General features: G+C 46.6%; 21 protein-coding genes. All 21 read right to left on the bottom strand.

The features are described 5' to 3' along the window. Positions 1-39 precede the first annotated feature (39 nt). Positions 40-2,298: an FAD-dependent oxidoreductase gene (locus gpAD87_RS08720; RefSeq protein ID WP_064637562.1), complete on the bottom strand. Its 2,259-nt coding sequence runs from the start codon at positions 2,296-2,298 to the stop codon at positions 40-42. Positions 2,299-2,317: 19 nt separating this feature from the next. Then, a complete protein-coding gene (locus gpAD87_RS08715) occupies positions 2,318-3,145 on the bottom strand; it encodes a carbohydrate ABC transporter permease (protein WP_064637560.1) in 828 nt (275 codons plus the stop codon). Between the two features lie 15 nt (positions 3,146-3,160). Continuing rightward, entirely contained in the window at positions 3,161-4,045 is an 885-nt protein-coding gene (locus gpAD87_RS08710; protein ID WP_082935045.1) for a carbohydrate ABC transporter permease, read from the bottom strand. A gap of 114 nt (positions 4,046-4,159) precedes the next feature. Continuing rightward, positions 4,160-5,467 (bottom strand): ABC transporter substrate-binding protein, encoded by a 1,308-nt coding sequence (locus tag gpAD87_RS08705; RefSeq protein WP_064637558.1) that lies wholly within the window; start codon positions 5,465-5,467, stop codon positions 4,160-4,162. A gap of 93 nt (positions 5,468-5,560) precedes the next feature. Further along, positions 5,561-6,328 carry a response regulator transcription factor gene (locus tag gpAD87_RS08700; RefSeq protein ID WP_064637557.1) on the bottom strand — a complete coding sequence of 256 codons (768 nt, stop codon included), beginning with the start codon at positions 6,326-6,328 and terminating at the stop codon, positions 5,561-5,563. Next, positions 6,306-8,129: a cache domain-containing sensor histidine kinase gene (locus gpAD87_RS08695; protein ID WP_064637555.1), complete on the bottom strand. Its 1,824-nt coding sequence runs from the start codon at positions 8,127-8,129 to the stop codon at positions 6,306-6,308. The genes gpAD87_RS08700 and gpAD87_RS08695 overlap by 23 nt, the downstream gene beginning before the upstream one ends. A 163-nt stretch (positions 8,130-8,292) precedes the next feature. Further along, positions 8,293-9,123: a phosphoenolpyruvate hydrolase family protein gene (locus gpAD87_RS08690; RefSeq protein ID WP_064637548.1), complete on the bottom strand. Its 831-nt coding sequence runs from the start codon at positions 9,121-9,123 to the stop codon at positions 8,293-8,295. A 25-nt stretch (positions 9,124-9,148) separates the two neighbouring features. Continuing rightward, positions 9,149-10,363, bottom strand: a complete 1,215-nt coding sequence (locus gpAD87_RS08685; protein WP_064637546.1) for a Tm-1-like ATP-binding domain-containing protein — start codon at positions 10,361-10,363, stop codon at positions 9,149-9,151. Between the two features lie 143 nt (positions 10,364-10,506). Continuing rightward, a complete protein-coding gene (locus gpAD87_RS08680; RefSeq protein WP_231952476.1) occupies positions 10,507-11,706 on the bottom strand; it encodes a phosphoenolpyruvate hydrolase family protein in 1,200 nt (399 codons plus the stop codon). Between the two features lie 172 nt (positions 11,707-11,878). Next, positions 11,879-12,619, bottom strand: coding sequence for a type I methionyl aminopeptidase (gene map, locus gpAD87_RS08675; RefSeq protein WP_063568306.1), 741 nt, complete (start codon positions 12,617-12,619; stop codon positions 11,879-11,881). 167 nt (positions 12,620-12,786) lie between these two features. Then, positions 12,787-13,302 (bottom strand): hypothetical protein, encoded by a 516-nt coding sequence (locus tag gpAD87_RS08670; RefSeq protein ID WP_064637542.1) that lies wholly within the window; start codon positions 13,300-13,302, stop codon positions 12,787-12,789. A gap of 223 nt (positions 13,303-13,525) precedes the next feature. Further along, on the bottom strand, positions 13,526-14,836 hold the full coding sequence (locus gpAD87_RS08665; protein WP_064637540.1) for an ABC transporter substrate-binding protein: 1,311 nt from the start codon (positions 14,834-14,836) through the stop codon (positions 13,526-13,528). A gap of 24 nt (positions 14,837-14,860) precedes the next feature. Then, complete coding sequence (locus tag gpAD87_RS08660; protein WP_064637538.1) at positions 14,861-15,685, bottom strand: carbohydrate ABC transporter permease; 825 nt, start codon at positions 15,683-15,685, stop codon at positions 14,861-14,863. 18 nt (positions 15,686-15,703) lie between these two features. Continuing rightward, positions 15,704-16,576 (bottom strand): carbohydrate ABC transporter permease, encoded by an 873-nt coding sequence (locus gpAD87_RS08655; RefSeq protein ID WP_064637536.1) that lies wholly within the window; start codon positions 16,574-16,576, stop codon positions 15,704-15,706. Beyond that, positions 16,573-17,661 (bottom strand): ABC transporter ATP-binding protein, encoded by a 1,089-nt coding sequence (locus gpAD87_RS08650; RefSeq protein WP_064637534.1) that lies wholly within the window; start codon positions 17,659-17,661, stop codon positions 16,573-16,575. Before gpAD87_RS08650 ends, gpAD87_RS08655 begins: the two co-directional genes overlap by 4 nt. 15 nt (positions 17,662-17,676) lie before the next feature. Continuing rightward, positions 17,677-18,642: a metallophosphoesterase family protein gene (locus tag gpAD87_RS08645; RefSeq protein WP_082935044.1), complete on the bottom strand. Its 966-nt coding sequence runs from the start codon at positions 18,640-18,642 to the stop codon at positions 17,677-17,679. Further along, positions 18,561-19,394, bottom strand: coding sequence for an HAD-IIA family hydrolase (locus gpAD87_RS08640; RefSeq protein ID WP_064637532.1), 834 nt, complete (start codon positions 19,392-19,394; stop codon positions 18,561-18,563). Before gpAD87_RS08640 ends, gpAD87_RS08645 begins: the two co-directional genes overlap by 82 nt. Positions 19,395-19,412: 18 nt before the next feature. Then, positions 19,413-20,126: a glycerophosphodiester phosphodiesterase gene (locus gpAD87_RS08635; protein ID WP_064637531.1), complete on the bottom strand. Its 714-nt coding sequence runs from the start codon at positions 20,124-20,126 to the stop codon at positions 19,413-19,415. 144 nt (positions 20,127-20,270) lie between these two features. After that, positions 20,271-20,810 (bottom strand): glycerol-3-phosphate responsive antiterminator, encoded by a 540-nt coding sequence (locus gpAD87_RS08630; protein ID WP_064637529.1) that lies wholly within the window; start codon positions 20,808-20,810, stop codon positions 20,271-20,273. Between the two features lie 184 nt (positions 20,811-20,994). Beyond that, on the bottom strand, positions 20,995-21,834 hold the full coding sequence (locus tag gpAD87_RS08625) for an ABC transporter permease (RefSeq protein WP_064637527.1): 840 nt from the start codon (positions 21,832-21,834) through the stop codon (positions 20,995-20,997). Continuing rightward, on the bottom strand, positions 21,831-22,997 hold the full coding sequence (locus tag gpAD87_RS08620; RefSeq protein WP_064637526.1) for an extracellular solute-binding protein: 1,167 nt from the start codon (positions 22,995-22,997) through the stop codon (positions 21,831-21,833). The genes gpAD87_RS08625 and gpAD87_RS08620 overlap by 4 nt, the downstream gene beginning before the upstream one ends. Positions 22,998-23,005: the final 8 nt, after the last annotated feature.

The following is a 23,005-nucleotide window of genomic DNA, read 5'->3' as shown; positions in this document are numbered from 1 at the left end:
CATTTATTTGTGGATGCTAGCTGCGGAACACGGGTGCCGTCATCTATAAGAATCATATAGTCGAATTTCAAACACTTCTGCCCGATCGCCACCGTGCGTTTCCTTGATGATCACCCTAATCCGTTTTGATTGGATCGGATTCTCAAGACGATGAATCTTTTTGCGAGTAAGGTTATGGCTATCACCAGCAAAACGTTCCCATTCCCCATTAATATATGCCTGCACCTCGTAGCTCTTAACCAACTCGGGAATGATCAGAAACGGTGTCTCGTGATGATGCAAATTGATCAAATCCTCATTAACATCGTCATTAAAGGTAAGGTGAATTTCCCGAATATCCACTAGTTCTGGAAGCTTGACTTCAATCCATTCTTCACGGCCATTAGTGATGGGCTCCGATATCCACAACTGTGGACCGCCAAACGGGCGGACATAGCCGTTGATGACTTTATCAGGTGAATACGCGCCAGTCTCAACTGCAAAACAGAATGGCTTTCGGACAAGTCGCTTCATCGACCATTCGATAATGGGCTGATTCGGCTGATGATCCTCCAGATCAGAGCTGACTATTGGCTTGACTCCCCGCTCAAACGCGAGGACACCGCTGATCGGGACAGCTGATGTATAGAGACTGACTGCTTCATTCGCACGAACAATGATAAATACATTAGAAGGATCGCCTCCAAACATTGCACTGTCTGCAAGCACATCCAACCATTGATTTTCACCTGCATCGACCTGGATATGCAAAGCTTGCTTGAAGTTTGCTGGTACATAATTCTCAGGTCGACCTGTATCCCATAGTTCTATAGTGAGACTTGTAGCCTCACGGGCAGAGACCAACAGCGTAAATCCCTCAATTCCACCCTCGGTCGGGAACAGCCATCCAACATCAGTGACCAGCCGGTATTCCTCGGAAGGTTCGTTGATCAAAATTCGGGTCATCGTGCTTGAAGCCGTGATGGTCCCCTTTCTCGCAAGATCAGCAGAATCCATATTTCTCAGTCCTATAATTGAGGCATCGGTCCGTAACATCGTTTGTTGCAATTCGGTTAAATGCTGCTCACGCAGCTCACGAGGCGTGATGCCTTTGATTACCGACAAGGCAGCGCCTACACCTGCCGCTTCTCCCATTACTGCACAAGTTGCCATAACGCGGGTTGTTCCAAATGCAACATGCGATGCACTGATATTACGTCCCGCAAACAGCAGATTGCTGACATTGCGGGAGTACAGGCACCCAAACGGAATATGATATATGCCATCCGCATGCAGATGTTTGGAGCCGCTCTCGCTTGCATACATCCCTTGTGGGGGATGCAGGTCGATGGACCAACCACCAAAGGCGACCCGGTCTTCGAATGGACGCTGAGAGATAACATCATTTTGCGTCAGAATCGTATCACCAAGGAAGCGACGGTATTCGCGTTTGCCTGGAATCGAGCCTACCCATTCCAACGTCATCTCCTCGGCCTGAAACTTGCCGGAGTTCTTAATATAATCCCAGATGCCATAAATAACAGACCATAACTCATCCCGAATCTGCTCATTCTCATGTACCGTATCCAGCTCGCCGCCCCATTCAATCCACCAGTAATGACAGCCGGAATCTCCACTGCGGATCACACGCTTTAGCGGAATTGGGGTTGTCGTAATGTCTTTAGCAAACGATGGAGCTACAAACCGTACCGGTTTTCCGGTATCTTTCGTATAGAACAACAGTGTGCTGCCAAGCGTAATATCATCAGCAACTTCCGGTGCCCATTCTTCCCCGAACTCATGACGGGCTTCACGACCAATCCGGTATGCTGCTCCAGCGAGAAATCCGACGAGTCCGTCACCTGTACAGTCAAGAAAGATCTTACTTTCAAACGTAATCTCACGCTCGGAGCCCATCATCCAGCCTTTCACGCTACGAATTATCCTTGCATCCTTCTCACCGTCTGCTTCTACTTCTCTAACATCCGTATTCATAAATAGAGTCAGATTAGGTTCGGCTCTTACCGCCTCCAGCAAAGTAACGTCCCACAAATAGGGGTTGCCTTCCGGATTACGTTGTTGATTCTGAATGAATAATTCACCCATAATGCCGGTCTCCCGGGCGTAACGGTTCACGCCATGCCCCGTTGCACCGCATACCCATACACGTACCTCGGAGCTGGAATTGCCGCCAAGTACAGGACGATTATGCACGAGGGCAACCTTTTGACCTAATCTTACCGCTGCAATAGCGGCACAAATCCCGGAAAGTCCTCCGCCAATGACCGTAACATCGAATAATAGTTTCTCGCGTCTCATTATATAAGCCTCCTTTGAATTAGCCTTTTACAGCTGAACTGGATACGCCCTGAATAATATATTTCTGACCAAGCAAAAAGATTAGAATCATAGGGATAATCGCTGCCGAAGAAGCTGCCATCATGCCGTTATAGTCAACGTTGTTTTCCAAAACGAAATTTTGTAGACCAAGCGGAATCGTATAAAGCTTTGGACTCTGCAGGAAAACCAGAGCATTCTCATAATCATTCCACTGCCAGGAAAAATCGATAATCGCAAACGTTGCAAGCGCTGGTTTGGCTAACGGTAACACCAGCTTGAAGAAAATTCGAAAATGACCCGCACCATCGAGTAATGCAGATTCTGTAATCTCGTTCGGTATACTGAGAAAGAATTGACGGAGCATAAATACGCCAAATATCGAGAACATGGCTGGCAGAATTAATGCCCAATGCGTGTTATAAATATGAAGCCAGTTAAACAGGATAAACTTCGGAACAAAAACGACTTGAGGAGGTATCATCATCATGGATAGATACACGATGAAGAGGGTATTACGTCCTTTAAATTCCGTACGGGCGAAGCCATAAGCAGCAAAAGCCGACAAAAAAACGGCACCTGCTGTACCAATCACGGCAATCTTAATTGAGTTCAAATAATAAGGGAGAAAGTTATAGTTTCCCGTCCAGATTCGCTTATGGCTGGTCCAGTCCAGCTTCGAAGGAAGCCATTGGCGGAATACTTCACTTGGGGTCTGGAAGGAAGTACTGAGCATCCATAAAAAAGGGACAATCATAAACAACCCTGCAATCAGCATAAGGATCGTGACAGAAAGCTTAACCGAGCGTGTCTTCGTTGTTCTAAACATAGAGCCAGCTCCTCTCTAGTAATGGACCCAGCGTTTTTGGCCGACCCATTGGATAATGGTAATGACAAGAATAACCGCAAACAGAAACCAGGAAATGGTTGACGCATAGCCCATCTCATAATAGCTAAATGCCGTTTTGTAGACGAACAGCGACAGAATCGTAGTGCTTCCGCTTGGGCCGCCGCCCGTAATCGCTTGGATGAGAGAGAAGGATTTGACCGTCATAATCAGCCCCGTAATCAATAGCATAAATGTCGTTGGACTAACAAGCGGCCATACAATCCTCCATGTAATAGTTGCTTTCCCTGCACCGTCAATACGTGCCGCTTCAAGTTGCTCAGTCGAAATCTCCTGCAGGGCTGCCAGATAGATAATCATGTTGTAGCCTAACATAAACCAGATTTGCACGACGTCAATGGCATACATCGCCGAACTCGAATCAGCGAACCAGCCCGGAGGCGATACAATGCCGATAAAGCGAAGCACTTCATTAATCGGCCCCTGGGACGGCTGGAACAGCAGCATCCATACAAAAGCAACAGCAACACCGCTAGAGATATATGGCAGGAAGAACATACCTCTAAGCAATCCTTTCAAATACACGCTCCGGTTAAGCACAAGAGCAACGAGAAATGCAATTGCTAATGAGACCGGAACGGACATCAGGAATATGATCGTATATTTAATTGAAGCATAGAACTGATCATCACCAAAAAGGCGTTGGATATTATCTAATCCGGTGAACGTCCAATTCGGATTGGCGAATTGATAGTCCGTGAACATCATAAAGAAGGAGTACAAGGCAGGCAGAATAAAAAATGCCAGGATACCGAGCATATTAGGCAAAATAAAAACGTAGCCCACCCAGCCTTGTTTCCGAATCCAGCTGTTCCTTTTCACAGAAAACGCCGCCTTTCTTCTCGTATGAAACTTTTTAAATACAGCAAAGAGAGAAGGCGGAAGCGAAGAATCCTTCTTCTCTCTTAAGGATATTGTCAATATTCGATTATTTGATTATTTGATATATTCCTGATGGCGTTTGGCCATATTCTTAAGCGTTGTATCGATATCCTGCTCATTCAGGAAGTATTTCTCATATTCTTCCTTGCGGGCATCCAGCGCTTGCTGCGGTACATTCAGCTGGAATGATGGGAACTCACCGAACACAACGCTATTCATCGACTCTGTATCGTATTTGTCTTCAACACCTTTGAGCAGCAGGTCCATCGCCTGCTTGTTATCAACGCTCTTCGAGGATGGAAGGCGCCCTCCACTTGCCATCGGCAACATTCCGCCGTCCGCATACCACTTTGCGAACTTCCATGCCGCATCCTGATGTTTGGATTTTGCGTTAACGGAGAGCATATCACCTAAACCACCAGCATACTTATAATCCTTCTGATCGGCAGATACTTTCGGAATTGTAGCGAATGCGATTTTGAAGGCATGTGGAAATTCCTTCAGGTTATTGGCGTTGCGGAAAATAAATTCTCCTGCGGCTAACATAGCTGCTTCCCCTTTGAGGAACATTGTGTCTACCGGCATCTTGCTTGTTACTTGTTCTCCATATTCGGGCGTCGATTTGTCCACAAACATCATGTCATGCACGATTTGAAGCTGCTTTTTCCAAAGATCATTATTAAAGTTAGATGCTCCTTCCGGCGTGGTTACCCCAAGACCCGCTATGGTACCGTCAATTGCGGCGGTAAAGGCAGCATCATGCTGCATAAGACCGTACACATTTGATTTTGTTAGCGCTTTCGCATATTCTCTCAAGTCATCCCATGTCCAATCAACGGGAGGAATCGGAAGACCGGCTTCATCCAGCATGCTTTTGTTAAGCCAGATGAATAACATGTTTTTCTTTGTCGGAATGCCATAATACTTATCCCCGATTTTCCATTGAGCGGCGTCTACCCCCATTTGCTCGTCGATGTTGTAATCTGTTCGGCTGCTCAGATCCAAAGCGACTCCTGCATCAACACGTTTCTGTAAACGGTTAAGCGTGTAGTTGACGAACAAGTCTGCGTCCTGACCCGTCATGAGCGCCGTATCCAGCTTTAGGTTACCGGGGTCATCATTTACATAACGGAAGTACTCGACCTGAATGTCGGGATTTTCTTTGTTCCAGCTGTCAATCACTTCTTGAGGTCCAGCCTCGGCAGGAACAGCTCCCCAAAGCGTGAGGTTGATGGTCTCACCGGCATTTTGATTTGCCGATCCTGCACTCGCTCCCTCGTTGTTAGCCCCTCCGCACGCGCTGAGCATCGAAGCTGTCAAAGTCGTAATCAAAGCTGCCTTTAACCAATTTCTATATTTCATTTACAGTCCCCCTTATCGAGTTGATAAGCTGCTTGCTACGTCTTTAACTTTATCACCAGCCTGACATTGGGGGTATGAACGGTGTTTGGATATTCATAGAACGATTTTTTGTTCTTTCCGGTATTCGTTCGGGGTCAACCCACACCACCGCTTGAATATTTTAATGAAATAATTGTCGTTCTCGAAGCCTACTAACCTGCCAACTTCACTCACCGTTTTCTCCGTCTCTGTCAGCAGCATTTTTGCTGCTTGAACGCGGCGGTTCTGAATAAAATGCGTCATCGTGATCCCCATCTTTTTCTTAAATAAGTCACTGACATAACTGGCATCCATGCGAACATATTCAGCCAATCTCTTTAATGTCACATCCTCGGCGAAATGCTCCTCAATGTAGGTAATCATTCGGTTCAGCTCTGGATGATCTGTTGGTTCTTGGGTAGTCTTATCCGGGAACCATTTATCTGCCAAGCGAAGCTTATCCATTCTTGTCAGCTCTCCGGCTACTTTGTCCATGGTTTGCTTCAGTTCCTTCAAATCCAGAGAAAGTTTCATTAAATAACCTGAAGCCCCGTATTCCAATGCTTGTCTGGCATACTCAAATTCACTTACTGCCGTCAACATAACGAACCTGCATTCATGTCCCTCCTTTCTCGTGAGCTGAAGTAAACGGATGCCATCCATGAGCGGCATGAAAATGTCGGAAATGACAACATCGGGCTGCAGATCCCGAATCAACTGCAAACCTTCCTCGCCATTTACCGCCTCACCGATAATTTCAAATGGGATATTCGCCTTTGTAAACAATTTGCGCAAGCTTGCTCTTGCGTACTGTTCATCTTCAACGATCAATGTGCGCCACAATGGTGCTCCCCTCCTTCAAATATGGTTTGGATAACAATAATGGGAAAAGCATGAAGACCTGCGTTCCTTCCTCCGTCGACTCTATCCGAAGTCCTGTTGGCTGGTTCTTAAACATAAGTTCCAAGCTCTCGCGAAGGTTCTGTACGCCAATGCTTTTTCGTTTCCGGTAGGACTGATTTACCTGGGATTTTTTCATTCCTATGCCATTGTCCGCAACCTCCAAAATAAGCAGCGAATGGTGGATTGATGCACGAATGTCAATTCGCCCCTCAAGCTGTGTTTGTCCAAACCCGTGAATCAATGAATTTTCTACCAGCGGCTGCAGACAAAATTTTGGAATCAGTGCATACTCCAGATCCCTGGAAACTTCATAGTGAAGCTCAATGCCATGTCCAAACCGTTTCCGTTGGATATCCATGTAGGATTCAATTAGTACAATCTCCTCCTTCAGAAGAATAAGATCAACCTCCAAATTCAGCGTAGTTTCTAATATTTTTCCTAGCGATACACAAATCTCGTAAATCTCATCTTCATCCTTATCCAGTGCAATGCTCTTGATTGTATTCAGCGTATTCAGCAAAAAATGAGGATTCATCTGACCAAGCAACACCTGAAATCGGACGAACTGCTTTTGCCGCTCCTCCAGCTTTAACTGTTCCAACAGATTATTGATGTCTGCGATCATAAAATTAAAGCTTCGGGTTAGCGCCAGCAATTCACCTCTTCCTTGTTCCGGCAGCTTTGTCTTCAAATTCAATTTAACGGTTGTCTCCATCTTTCGTTGAAGATGCTTTAAAGGACCGGTAACGGTTGAAGAAATGAAATAAGTCAGCAGCACAAACAGCAGCAGGATGGCCCCATATACGGTATAGAACCTCAGCTTTTGTTTGTTCACTTCTTCAAATAACAAGGACAGGGGAATCTTTTTCACAAGATAACCGTCAAGCTCTTGAATCTTGCTATAGGTATACATCATATGATTGTTCACAATGGATTGGGAGGAGTTATCCTGTCCTTGGCTCTGACTTGCTGCTGTAATGGCAGATGACACGGTAGAGGGTATGTTATCCCCCGACTTGGATTGAAGCATAATTCTCCCATATCCATCCATTAGAAAATAGGCCCCTTCACCATCGCTGCCAAATGTATTTTCCTCCGTTTTTTCCTGAAACCATGCTTCATGATCGATACTAAAACGTCCATAAGCAAATGGTTTTAGTCCGTCGTCACGCAGCACTTCGTAAAGGCTCAGCATCCGATTTCCTTTTCTCTCACGAACGCCAGTCGTCAAATCATTGGATTTCCATACGTACCGCTGTCCCTCAGTCCTCTTCAGCTCCTGTACCCAAGGCTCGGAACTGATGTGAGCATAATTCAGAGAATTCTCTGGCGTATACGAAGTGTAAGCGTTTCCTTTTAAATCGATCAATGTGTAGAATACGGTAGCTCCTGTAAGGAAAAAGCTGTTTTCAATACTAGCGAATTTATTTTCCACAATCCGCTTTCGATGGATAGCATCATATAATTCCGGCTTCTGCATCACTTCCCGGAGGACAGAATCCTGATCCAGCAGCATCCCAGTCTTCATCACAAGACTCATCAAATCAATAAGATCGGCTTTGATGCCTTCGAGTTGCTTGACGTTAATGTCCGAAGCATCCCGCTGGAGCATAACTTCCGTTTCTCGGAAGTTGTAGAGAACTAATATGGCTATAGGCGTCAGGAGGAATAACAGAAACGAAAATAGTATTCGGTGTTTAAACGTGCCTGGCGTTATTCGTCGCAGCCATCTGGTCAACATGATTATTGCTCAGCCCTCCCCTCGGTGTATACCTCCCAATTTACTGAACATTATGGGAGATCGCAACAGTAAAATGTAAGCGCTCATATGAGGAGTTAGGAGTCTCCTCTTTCCTATGGATAAAAAAACGACAGCCAAATAATTGACTGTCGTTAGGTTGATGCTATTTCTGAATCGACTTGAAGGACTCCGTCTGCTGTGTAATACCTTTCTCTGCCGCAAAGCGCTCGATGCTGGATGCGCCGAAGAATCCATCGATGCCCTTCGTTCTTTCAATGACATAGGCCGCATCCTCCGGCTCTGCAATGGGTCCACCGTGGCAAATAATCATGATCTCCGGGTTCACAGCCCGCCCTGCTTCAATAATCGCCTCGATTCGTTGAACACAGTCGTCCAGGGTCAGCGCTGTTTTTGCACCAATCGATCCCTTGGTCGTCAACCCCATATGCGCAACCAAAATGTCAGCCCCCGCCTCCGCCATGGCTTTTGCCTGAGCAGGATCAAAAACATACGGCGTAGTCAGCAAATCCAATTCATGGGCGATACGGATCATTTCAACCTCCAGGTCGTACCCCATACCGGTTTCCTCCAGGTTTTGTCTGAACACCCCATCGATCAAACCAACGGTTGGGAAGTTTTGAACTCCGCTGAAGCCCTGCTCCTTCAGCTGCTTCAGGTATACCTCCATTATTCGGAAAGGGTCGGTGCCGCACACCCCTGCCAGAACAGGCGTATGTTTGACGACGGGCAGCACCTCGGCTCCCATCTCAACGACGATTTGATTGGCATCTCCATAGGAGAGCAGGCCCGCCAGCGAGCCGCGACCCGCCATTCTGTACCGACCGGAATTGTATACGATTAACATATCTGCTCCGCCCGCTTCACTGCTCTTGGCCGTAATGCCTGTACCTGCCCCGACACCTAGTAGAATTTTACCCTGCTTTACCTCTCCCTTAAATTTGTCCATAATTTCTGATCTGTTCAGCTTATTCATTTCGATATCCTCCTTTTTGGATTGATTAGGAATTTGATGTCATGAGAGCGATCAGCTTTTGTGCTGCGGCTTCTGCAAAGGCTGGATCGTTGATGGCGCAATCCATTTCAATCACTTCAACAATTGAGCGATCGACATGCTGGCGCAGGGTATCAAACAACATCCGGTCCTCCTCCGGTCCGTAGAAAGGCTCCCCCTCCACATCAATTGCGGATACGCCTCTAAGCGGTAGCATTAGCACGGTGCGTTCCTTTGCCATGTTCAGCTTCTCCGCAAGCTTCCTGCCGATCTGCTCATTCTCTTCCACTGTGGTTCTCATCAGGGTTACCGTCGGATTATGCTGATAAAACGTATGATCCTTGAATTTCTCCGGTACAGTATCGCTCGGCCCAAAATTGCACATATCCAAGGCGCCCACCGAGACTACCTGCGGAATGCGATTGTGGCCTGCAGCCTCTAAACGATTAGGCCCCGCATTTAAGACACCGCCGATGATTTCATCCGCCCACTCCGTCGTGGTCAAGTCCAATACCCCTTCAATGAAGCCTGCTTCAATCAACGCCTCCATCGACTGCCCTCCGATGCCCGTAGCGTGGAACACAAGCACCTCATAGCCCCGCTCCTCCAAATATTTTCTTGCCGCTGTCACACATGGTGTTGTCACTCCGAACATCGTGGCTGCAACCAGCGGCTTCTTATCCGGTTTGTGCGTATGCTCAAACTTGAGCATGCCCGCCATCGCAAATAATGCATTTGTAAATATTTTCGTAGAAATGGAGTTCAATCCGGCTACATCCACCACAGACGGAATCATGACAATATCACTCGTGCCTACGTATGGAGCTGTGTTTCCAGAAGCAACGGTCGATACCATCACCTTTGGGACACCAATCGGCAGTGCTCTCATGGCAGGTGTGACCAGTGAGGTTCCGCCAGTCCCACCAAAGGAAATGATTCCGTCAAATTTACCTTGTTTGTACAACTGTGGCACCAGCTTCTTCAAGCCTATGGACAAAACCTCTGTAGCCAAAGCCCGATCCTTCTTTGCCGCAAGTTCTTCTATGACCCTGCCTGCGGCGTGGGCGACTTCCTGATTGGACACATCCGGAACAAAGGACGGTTCAAATACACCTGTATGAATCATCAAAGTCCCCAACCCAAGCTCCTCTGCAATGCTCTTGATGTAAAGGTATTCATCACCCTTCGTATCAAATGTTCCAATGATTGCGACGGTCTTCATTCCACGGCCTCCTCGTATGACTCTTTAGAAACCAAGCTCGATCGCAGGTAGCACGCTGATTTTTTTTGCTAACAGAAAAACCAGTACGATCGTTATAGCTTCATCATACTGGTCCTGTTTATTTATAAAAACGCTTTTATGTTCTATGTTTTTGTGTTTAGGTTAGATCTGTACTTTTTGGGAGAGTAGCCCTTAAGCTTTTTAAACATTCTGCTGAATTGTGCGTAATTGGGATAGCCTACCATCTCAGCCACCTCGGATAATTGAAGCTGCGGCGCATGAAGAAGCGTGACGGCTTTATTGATGCGGAAGCTCACCAGATAGGTCTGAAAGCTGCAGCCAACCTCCTTTTTAAACAAACTGCTCAAGTAGCTGCGGGAAACATGAGCAACCTTGGCCAGATCCGAAAAAACAATTTCACTACTGTAGTTTTGCGCCACATACTCTTTGACAAACTCAACGTAATCATAATGCTGGGTGATGCCTTTCAGCATTTTGACCATAAAATCGTCCTCATCCAGTTTACCCAGGCGTTTAAAATCGCGTGTAATTGCCGTAATCGACTTCTCGGAAGGAATTCGTTCAAATGCAGACCCGCCAATATAGCCCATAATGTCTGTGTTGTCGCTATACATGTACTGGACATCGACAGGCGTCTTTACCGGACCGCCATAAATCATCTTGATCAAATCCGGCTTAAGCTGATTGCAGGTATCAAAAATACGCAGTGCCTTTGATTTGGCGGCCTCCAAGGATACAACCTTCCGTGCACCCAATAACCCGCCTTCGGTCAGGCCAAGATGAGCACAGATTACATCTGCCCCCGCTTCAATCATCTGGGCAGCCTGAAGCTCATCAAATACGAACGCCACCGTAAACAAATCCTGTCGATGGGCCAGGCGTATGGCCTCAACCTCGACGTCATAACGAATCCCGTCTTCCTCCAGAGCCTCTCTGAATAATCCGTCTATCAAGCCGACCGTAGGATAGTTGTTGACTCCCGAAAACCCTCTCCTCTTGATTTCCTCTATATAATCAGCCATTTCTATGGTTGGATCATTCGCATTCAGTCCAAAGAGTACGGGAGAATGCCTCACCAGCGGCACAATTTCTCTTGACGCAAAATCCATCACCATATCATTACTGTTGCAAAATGGAAGAAAGCCGGCAAGAGAGCTCCTCCCCATCTGGCGAAACTTGCCGGAGTTCAGCATTAATATAAAATCCGCTCCACTCTGAGCTGCATACTTGGCTGTAATCCCCGTGCCTGTCGAGACACCGATGATGTGATTTCCCTCGTACAGCTGTGATTGAAGACGCTCCAGTATGACTGTTCTGTTCAAACTCCATCCGCTCCTCATCACAATTTACCAATTGTAGTTTTTGTTCCTCAATATTATTATTGTACATCATTCCATATAGCTCATTCCCTCCTTCCTCGATCCGTTTGGTTAAAAGGCATCAAAAAAAGCCGATTTCCCAGTTGGGAAATCGACCTTGGACATGCTCTTGATATTATTGTGTGACAATGATCGGACCATTTTTAGTAAGAATAATCGTATGTTCCACTTGAGCTACATAGCTTTTTTCTGTAGCAAAGGTCCATTCGTCTTCTTTTTGATACACTTGTTCTTCTAAAGTTGAGATAAATGGTTCGAATGCAATAACCATGCCTTCTTTTAATAACTCATCATCCGATGTATCGTTATAATTATAAATATGGTCAGGTGCTTCGTGTATGTTACGTCCAACACCATGTCCTGTAAGGTTTTTAATAACGGTTAATCCATGCTGTTTTGCTGTTAGGAATACCGCTTTTCCGATGCCGCTTTTTTTGGAACCAGGTTTTGCTTTTTTAAGACCTGCTTCAAATGCTAGTTTAGCAACGTCGCATATTTTCGTTAACACTTCTTCTCCTTCGCCTACTACAAACGAGATTCCTGTATCAGCGAAATAACTGTTCTTCGAGCCAGAGACATCTATGTTGACTAGATCTCCTTCTTGAATAACCCGTTGCCCCGGAATACCATGTGCTACTTCTTCATTAACACTAATGCAAGTATAGCCAGGAAAATTATATGCACTTTTTGGAGCTGAGACTGCGCCTTCTTTCTCAAAAAGCTCTCCAGCTATATCATCAAGTTCCTTCGTCGTTATGCCAGGAACTGTTCTTTGCACCAATTCATCTCTGATAAAGGCAACAATTCTGCCAATTTCCTTCAAACCATTAAAGTCTTCCTCTGTTTTTGCAATCATTGTTTTCTGACCTCACTATCTTTTATCATCAATTAAATGTATAAGCTGAAACAACCAATTAGATAATCATATCCAAATGGTCAAAGCTTCGCAACTTTTTTTATCAATAACACCTTGACACTAAAAAAGAAAAGCCCCTTCCGTCTTCAAAGGGGCTGAATATTGCATTATACCTCTTGTTCTTCGGCCTGACTAGGCGGAGCCATCAGACCTTTGACGGCACCCATAAACGGATGGATGGATTTGATCATGCCGTAGCCCATTTTCATGACCGGCATGAATTGCTGGATCATGCCGAATATCCGCATTCCGCCGCCAAGCATACCGCCAGCCGAAGCCGCACCGCCAAGCCCGCCAAACAGCGAACCCATCATCGGTAGAAAGGACGAAACCTGCGCACGCGACACTGTGCGCGAACGGGTAGACGGCTTGCGCGTACCATTCACCCGTTTCCGGTTCTGAGAACGACCGCTCTTGCTGGGTACAACCTTTTGCTTGGAACGCTGGGAACTGTCCCCTGTGGTCGCCGTCCGCGATATTTTTCCTCCCCCGGTAAGCACCACGCCTCCGCTATTCACGTCAGAAATGTAACCGATATACGTTTCACCACTATGAAGAGTCACGCAGACGGGCCGGGCCTTATACCGCTTTGCCTTTAGGCGTATTTCGTTGGTTTTAGCCATTGAATTTCACCTCGCTCTACTGAATCTACTTCAGTTTACGCGATAAGTGGACTGCTTGCCTGTGCGAATGGGACATCTGTGCGGTATTCGCTATAGGTCAATTCATCAATTTAAGTGATACCTACTGGAAATATAAATGCAAGATCATTGAACGCACGACCAAAAACAAGGAGCTAAGCGGGATAGATGCCGCCTAGCTCCTTGTTTTCTTTAAATCCTAACTCTACTTATTCAGCAAGGCATTGGCCTTCTTCGCCGCTTCAGCTACAGCGGCCTCTGCCGAAACGGAAGAATCAACAACCGCACGAAGAATCTCATTCTTGATCATCTCACCAATCTCTGGATAAACCTTCTGCATTGGACGTGGACCAGCATATTCCAGTTGGTCTACCGCCACCTTGAACAGCGGCTTTTCCTCATAAAGCTTCTTCATTTCATCGCTCTCCACTGCACTGATTCGGCTAGGCAGATAGCCCGTGAAGGAGCTTGCATAAATCGTTTGTTCTTTGGAGGTCATCCACTTGATAAACTTCCACGCCGCTTCCTGCTTTTCTGGCGACAGGCCAGAAGTCATAACCAAGTTGGCACCGCCTGTCGGCACTCCATACGTATCATTTGCAGGCATAAATGTCGTTCCGAGTTCAAAGCCCTGCTCTTCTGCAACCTTCATATTATTGGTGAGATCCGCAGTTGAGGAGAACAGCATCGCTGAACGCTGATTGTGGAAATCCGTTTTGGCTTGCGTACCTGCATCATCGGTCGTGCCGATGCTCATAATGCCTTCATCCTTCATCTTAAGCCACAGCTTCACAGGTTCAATACCGGTTTCATTATCGAATGCCGCACTTTTTCCGTCCTCGCTGATCATCGTGCCTCCACTCTGCCTCACAAAAGCTTCATAAAGCCAAATATCGACAGGCATCGAGATACCATAGCGCTGATCCTTAATCGTTAGCTTGCGTGCATAATCTTCAAATTCTGCCCAATTCTTAGGTCCAGCAGGATCAAGGCCAGCCTCCTTCAGCATCGTACGATTCAAATAAAGGATCGGTGTGCTGCGTAAATAAGGAAGAGCATATAGTTTTCCATTCACATAGGAATTTCCCATTAGCCCTTGAATGAAATCTTCCATATCCAGCTGATCCTTCTCCACAAAAGAAGTCAATTCCTGCGTCATGCCTGATTCGGCAAACACACCCACTGAAGCAATTTCGTTTTGCCATACTTCGGGGGCATTGCCCGCTGCAAAAGCAGCCTGTGCCTTCGAATGCTGATCTGCATACGACCCTTGATATTCTGCCTTCACGATCACTTCATCTTGGGATTCATTAAACATCTTAACCAAGTTCTCATTGTTCTCGGCGATCTTGTCTCCCCATGAGTACCAATATGTAATCTCTATTGGTTTGTTTGCCGTATCATTGGAATTGCTACCGGAAGCAGCGCCGGTTGAACCATCAGAGTTGGAAGCACCACAAGCTGAAAGAGTAAGCGCAAGCGTTGCCGCTAACAAAACAGATCCAAATTTTTTCATGAATAAACCCTCCTGTTAATCTGATTATTTAACACCCGAATAGACAAATGCTTTAATAATTTGACGTTGTCCAAATAAGAAAACAATAAGAATCGGAACGACCAAAATCATGTTTCCAGCCATCAAAATATGCCAGGCAGCTCCTCCGTCAACCTCGCGCAGCTTAGAGATCCCGATCGGAAGCGTTCTTGCTGCATCGGAGGTTGTCATCACGAGCGGCCAGAAATAATCATTCCAGTGTGCAATGAAGCTGAACAATGCGAATGTTACTAACGTTGGACGCGCCATTGGCACCATAATCTTAAGAATGATTTTCCATTCCGGCGCCTGGTCAAGTCGCGCCGCTTCAATAAGCTCTTCCTGTACTTGCTTGAATGACTGCCTGAGCATGAATATGCCAAAGGCGCTAGAAGAGAAGGGCAAAATGAGTGCCAGCAAATTGTTAATGAGTCCCCACTTGCTCATCAACAAATACACAGGTAGGAAAATGAGCTGACCAGGAATCATCAAGGTCACCATCGTAATCCCGAATAACAGCTTGTCTCCTTTGAAGGAGTATCTTGCAAAAGCATAGGCTGCCAATATTATCGTCGTGAATTGAAGAACGAGTATGCTGACCGATACAACAACGCTGTTCATTAGATATTTCAAAAAAGGCCCCGATTCCCACGCCGCTTGGAAATTGCTCCACATCACCTTGGAGGGAATCCACTTGGGTGGAAAAATTACCGTCTCCGGGTAAGACTTCAAAGATGTTGAAATCATCCATAGAAAAGGGATAGCAAAAATCGCAACCAATGCTATTGTGGCAGTAATATTGAGCGTACGTAGCAATGACTTCCTTGCCATAAATTCCCCTTCTCCTCTCTATTGGTAGTGAACCTTGCGGCTCAGCAACTTGAAGTAGACTAGCGTAAGCAGACCAACGACAACGAGCAGTATAACTCCCGCTGCCGATGCATAACCGATCTTGAAATAGCGGAATCCATACTCGTAGATGTAAAAGACGAGCGTATTGGTTGAATTGATTGGACCCCCGTTTGTCATAATGGCAATGGTCTCAAACACCTGGAATGAACTGATCAGATTGATGATGATTAAGAAAAATAGTGTCGGCGAAAGCATGGGAAGCGTAATTTTGTAGAATTTGCGCCACCAATTGGCCTCGTCCAGAGCTGAGGCTTCATACACATCCCTGGGAATGCTTTGGAGGCCCGCGATGAAGATGAGGGCGTTGTAGCCTACGCCTTTCCAGACCGAAACAAGCACAAGTGACAATAATGAACTGTCTGGACTACTCAGCCATGCCAGCTTAGGCAAGCCAACCATATCAAGCAAACCGTTAAGCAAACCGAATTTGGGATCCATCAGCCACATCCACACCAGGGATACCGATACAAGTGAAACAATATGCGGACTGAAAAGCGCACCCTGAACAAACCCGTACCATGCTCCTTCACGATTCAGCCAGATCGCAAGCATAAGCGAAATCACAATGGATAAGGATACCGAAAGAAGCGTATAGTTCAAGGAATTGCTTAACACCTGAAGAAATGCACTATCCTTAAATAGTTCAACAAAGTTGTTGAATCCCACGAACTCCTTGACCGGATTAATAAAATCCCAGTTGTAAAAGCTTAAGAAGATCATATAGAAGATCGGATAAAGGAAAAAAATAGAAAATATTGTGATGGAGGGAGCCACTAATACATAGGGACGGAGCTTAGACCAGACGGTCATGAATATCCTCCTCCCAGGACAATCAGCTCTCCCGCTTCGGCCCGCTCATGCTGACGAGCACGCACACCATTCCGATCAAAATAGTACAGGTCCTGCATAGACACGATGATATTTACCTCGGAGGCTGACTCTAACGGTTTCAAGAAGCTCTTCACAGCGATAGGTCCAAGCGCGGAATCCAGTTGATAGATGATCTCTGCTCCCAGTGTCTCGCGTGTCATAATATGAGCCGAGAATTGGATATGCCCGGTCTGCGGTCTGTTCTCAAGCGTCATCGTTGCTTTCTCTGGTCGAAAGCCAATATGGCCAATATCATCATGAAGCTGCCCCTTCAAAAAAGGCAGGATACGATCACGATCAATCACATTCATCGGCGGTGTACCGATAAACTGCGCTGTGAAAACGTTATCCGGATCATCGTAGATTTTCATTGGACTGTCTGCTTGTTGAATACGCCCTTTATTCATGATGACGATGCGATCTCCCATAGACATGGCCTCAACCTGATCATGAGTTACAAAAACAAAGGTTGCGCCCAGCCGTTTGTGAAGCTGAATCAGTTCCGTGCGCATCTGATGGCGTAGCTTGGCATCCAAATTCGACAACGGCTCGTCCATCAGGAAGACTGCGGGACTTTTAACCATGGCCCTAGCCAAGGCAACCCGCTGGCGTTGACCTCCGGACAGAGCCTGCGGCTTCTTATGCAAATACTCTGCCAGGCCGACGACCTCGGTGATCTCCTTGATCAGACGCTCGCGTTCTGGCCGAGGCACCTTGCGATTTACTAATCCAAATTCAATGTTCTCCTTGACTGTCATCATTGGATACAATGCATAGTTTTGAAATACCATCGCCACATTACGCTTGCCCGGATCTACTCCATTGACACGATGGTCCCCAATCCAAATTTCACCGCCCGTTTCTTTCTCAAGTCCTGCGATCATGCGGAGTGTCGTCGATTTTCCACAGCCGGACGGGCCGACCAGTACCGTAAAGGAACCATCCTCAATGGTCAGATCGAGCCCCTCAATAATTTTATCCTGCTTGAAGCTTTTTTCGATCTGCTTTAATACAATTTGAGCCATGACGTTCCCTCCTTTTTACTTCCCATTATTGTGCAGACGAGCTAATTGAATGGATAAGATGAGATCGGTTTCTTCACCCAATGCATTAGCGACAGGTCCAAAGCCCGGCGTATCAAGACAAAAGCTCTGAATATCATTATTGAGATCAGCATCCAGCATACGTTGGTGAGTTATTATTACTTCGCCCTCATGAACTTCAATAACGCGGTATGCTGGTACATCGAGACAAGCAGCGGTCTGTACATAATGCCATTCTTCTTGCTTAACGATAGAGTTCATATGGTTATGCCCGCAAAAATAGATGCCTCCACCTGGCCGACTATTGAATACACCCTTCAGTTCATCCTGCGGACGGATGTAAAGCTTATCTAGTGTCGAGCGCGCAGTCGTATCGAATACCGGATGATGCCCGAAGACGAGCATTTGCTTTCCATGTGAATGGGCAAGTTGGCCTTTAATCCATGTCAGCTGCTCTTCGTCCAGCTCTCCTCCCCAATCCTCTCGATTCATTTCCTGGGTAGTATCCAGAAAAATCAGCCTGACGTGAGGTGTATCAATAGCCCGGTAGCGCTTCTGTCCTGTTAGCGTGGAAATTTCATGCTTTGGCAGTGAATAGGTATCATGATTACCCAGCACATGAATGAATTCCCGTTCACTTTTTGCAAGCATGGAGAAAATGGATCGAAGTTCCTGAGCCGTTCCTTCATGCGTTAAATCACCAATTGAGATATGATAGTCCGCATCCTCCTTCAGAAAAGCCTTGAACATATGCTCGTATGCCCGGACTCTTGCAGCCCTCATTTCTTCCGTCCCGTGACTCATGCTTGAATAGTGAAGATCACCAAGTAACGCCAGACGCATAAACGCCACCTCCATCTTTATTTTGGATACCTTGCGGTTCAAGCCTTCTCCACCTGCAACACATTTGAAGGCTTTGGATGGGCCTGCTGCTCCATGATGAATTCGTTGAATGAAGGCCATATATAATCCGGAACGATATCTGTCTTTCCGATATCCTCTCTTGAAGAGATTCCCGTAAGCACGAGTGCAGTCTTCATTCCATTTTGCTGTCCAAATAAAATATCTGTTTCCAGCCGGTCACCTATCATGAGGCATCTGCTGTGATCCACATCCAATAGCTGAAGCGCCTTCTCTGCATAGTAGCGGGAAGGCTTGCCAATCACGACGGATGCTTTCTGCTGGCTGGCCGCCTCAATCGAGCTTAGAATGGCTCCGGTATCCGGAATAACATCCCCTTGAACGGGACAACAATTGTCCGGATTAGTTGCGAGCAGAGCCGCTCCATGGCGCACTGCTTTTGCCGCCAGATGGAGCTTATCGTAGTTAAATTTCCGATCCATTCCGACTAACACATGTGTTGATTGATATGGATCTTCGGTCATGGCTATCCCGAGTGCCCGAAGTTCCCTCCGCAAAGCCTCCTCACCTACAACCAGCACTTTGGCGTCCGGCGCATGCTCTGCAAAATACATTCCCGACAGGTAACCTGCAGTCAGAATTTCATCAGGCTGGCACGAAATGCCCAAACTCAGCAGGCGTTGGTAACAATCTTCCTTGGTATGAACCGGAGTATTGGTAAGGAAGAGCAGGCGTTTGCCTTTTGACCGCAAGCTGTTTATGAAGCTATTCACGCCAGGAAGCCTCATCTGGCCAATATAGATGGTCCCGTCCAAATCAAAGCAATAAGCATCGTAAGCATATACATCTTCCATGACATCACTCCTGCCCGCTCACAATGAGCTGGACAACTCCAATACATCGATGAAGCATTCCAGTTCGTCAGTGCAGACCCATACGGACGGATACTCCTGAAATTTCTTCATGACGGAAGTCTCGTTGATTGTCCACGCCATCAACTGGATTCCTAATTCTTTGCATTGATGAATGTAATGCTCGGTCACAAAAGCATGGTGTATGGACAAGAACGTCGCACCTATCTCTAATGACCAGTCCAGAATAGCTTTCGAACAGCCAAAGGTAATGAGACCAATTCGTACATCGCCAGATCGTTCCCTGATCTTCTCCAGGGCATCGAAATCAAATGACGTAATGAACACCTGATCTAGCATGCTCAATTCCTCGATAACTTCAAGCACCCTTTCCTCCAAAAGAGGGTAATAGCTTCCCATCTGCTTAAGCTCAATGTTAAGTTGAATCTTACCCTTCAAGGCACGCAGCACCTCTTCAAGGGTTGGAATATGTTCATCTTGCCTGATTTCTAAAGATTGCAGCTCCGAAGCAGTATAATCAGCCACTCTGCCTGTTCCATTTGTCATGCGGTCAAGCGTATGGTCATGAATCACCACTGGAATTCCATCCTTACTGAGATGAACATCCAGTTCGAGATGTGTGAAACCAAGCTCTACCGCCTTTAAAAAGGAAGACATCGTATTTTCAGGATACTTACTTGGATAGCCGCGATGAGCAACTGCTTGAATGATCATGCTCTGTTACCTCCTGTTATATATTTTTGGACAACACAAAAAACCCAGCAGCAAATCACCCTCCTTCAACATCAAGGTTGTATTGATTTACTTACCACCGGGTTTTCTCGTCGTCTCCACCCAAGGATAAATGTATGAAACTAATTAATTCCAGAATTTCTCATGGCCTACTGAAACAAAATCTGCCCCGCTCTTTAATGCTTGTTGTATTTCTTCCTCATACCGGATAAGGCCACCCACAATCAATGGCTGTGAGATTCGTTCTTTTAGTTCTTGGATGACTCGAGGCATTAACCCCGGCATCAGTTCAACCTCATCAGGCTTATAGCTCATAATCATACGAACCGCAGTCGTTATTGCTGCCGTATCAATGGCGAATATGCGCTGAATGCTTAATATGCCCGCTTGCTTGGCCGCAGAAACTGCGTTGCTCTTTGTCGTCACGATCCCGTCGATGTTGAACACATCTGCAAGATATTGAATTGCTGAGGCATCTCGTCCAATCCCGGATACCATCTCGGTATGCACATATGCCTGTTTGCCACTTTGATGCAGACTCTCTATGATTGAACCCAGATTGGTAATGTTACCTGTCATCAGAATAACTCGCTGCACATCGCTTGCTATAGCTCGTGAAATTTGTTCATCTGTCGTAATGGAGGCTATGATGGGATAATTATTCATGAGTCAGTCCTCGTTCCCTCGTTTGTCTTCTTAAATGTTAAAGCTAAAGTATTCGTTATGTATCATTGTGATGTAAACGGGTTGTTAATTTTCACCTTTGTCAAATAGAGAAAGTCGTGATCCTGTTTTCCCATCAAAAAAAAGCGCTCCCTATAAAGGAGCACTTCGGCTTTTGACACCCCGTCTAAATCTTCGCCTTCTCCTCTTCCGCCATTGACCGGATGTAGAAAGCACCCAGCACCGAGCAGAGCAGGAATGAGAAGAAAGCAATCGCTGCGGCTTGTTCACGCTCCTGGAAAACGCTGAAGACCTGCTGCATGGAAACACCAAGCATCTGCGGAGAGTTGGCTCCGATCAGATAAGGCGCAGTGAAAGAGCCAATAACCCCCATGAAGACAAAGGTCAGGGCAACAAGGAATGTCTTGTACGACAGCGGGAAAATAAACCGGGTAAACAGCGTCAGTCTGCCTACACCCACATCCTTTGCACTCTCAATGATCGATGAAGGAATGCCCGACAGCGCGGAACTGAGCAGCATTGTCGTAAATGGAATGTTGAACCATAGGTTGGCGATGATAATCCCTTTCTCGTCAAAGATGATGCGTGGCAGCGTGATTCCGACCACTTCAAGCATTCGGGCGAGCCAACCATGATTGCCAAGCAAGTTGATTAAACCATACGTTGCGATGACACCAGGGATGAACAGCGGAATCATGTACGTTTTACGAATCAGATTAACGATCGGCCCCTGGTTGAAGCGCATGTAAATCGCCAACGTGTAGCTGACCAAGATAACGGCAACACACGTAATGGCAGTCACCTTAAGTGTAAATACGATATTGCTTCGCATCCCCTTATCTGTGAACAGATAGGTATAACGGCTTAGATCGTATCCGCCTGAACCGTTGCTTAGGCTCATGATGAAAGATTGAACAATCGGAATAATGACGACGATCAACAGGATAGCGAAGGAGGGGAGCACCATCGCCAGGCCTGTGATCGACTGTCTAGCTTCCTTACTCATTTCGCAGCAACGTCGCTCTGCCAGCGTTTGTTAATTTCCGTGCCCAGATCCCCGATGTTGAACGTACGGAAGCCTTCTGCCACACCGTCGAATTTATTCTGCATTTCCTGTGACATGTTGGAGAGTTCAATGCCTGGGAAACCATTCATTTTGTCAACGATCACTTCCTGCGCTTCAGGGGACAGGACAAAGTTCAGGAATTCATTGATCGCTTGCTTCTTGTCCGACTCCTGGTTGACCATCAGGTACGTTGGTCCGCCGTTGAAGCCCGGCGTGATCTGCTGCATCTTAATTGTACCCGGCAACAAACCTTCGTTCAGCTGCTGCAAAACCATGTCAGACCAGGCCGGAATTAAGGACACTTCGCCATTCATTAACAGATCCAGCGTGCCCTGGTTTTTCTTAGGATAGATGCCCTGTCCGTAGACATACGGTCCGATTTCTTTGAGCGTGTCGAAACCGCCGTCCCACTTCTCCATGATCGCCGGATCGGAGTTGTGAATGTCTTCTTCCGGCAGGTCCTTGTAGACAATCGTCTGCACGAACGAGCTGCCGGAACCACCCGTTGACGGGTCATTGTATGCGAACTGCTCCGGATTGGTTTTGATCCACTGCAACAGCTCGTCCAGCGTAGTTGGTGGATTGGAGATTTTGCTGCTGTCATAGGCCAGAACCACGGCGGACGAGCGATACGGAACAGCGAAGTTGTCCACATCCTTCATCGTGTCCGTGTTGACTTTGCTCAGGTTAGGAATGTCCTTCTCGTTCAGTTGCTCCCAAATACCATCCTTGGTGCCTTGCGCAACGGAGGTGATTCCGTCCTCATACAAGTCGATGTCTCCTGAGCCCTTACCGGCTTTCTTGGCGGCCACGATCCGGTCGTAGGTCGGCTCAGCACCAGTACCGGACGGGATATAGACCAGATTCACGTCGATATCCGGATGCTGTTTCTCAAACATTGGCTCCAGCGAATCCCACAGATCCTTGACGTTCTGAGAGCCCGTAAAGTAGAAGTTAAATTTCACCTGATCGCTCGATGCAGCAGCGCTCCCCTCGGTGGTGGTTGTACTTTTTATCTCACTTCCGTTTCCACACCCGGCCAGCAATGACACTGATAATCCCACAACAGTCAACAATGATAAAAATGGCTTTTTCATACGCATATCATTCA

The sequence above is a fragment of the Paenibacillus sp. AD87 genome (assembly GCF_001659845.1).
Taxonomy (GTDB): Bacteria; Bacillota; Bacilli; order Paenibacillales; family Paenibacillaceae; genus Paenibacillus; species Paenibacillus marchantiae.
The sequence above is the reverse complement of the archived record's forward strand: the minus strand, read 5'-3'. Positions and strand labels throughout refer to the sequence as shown.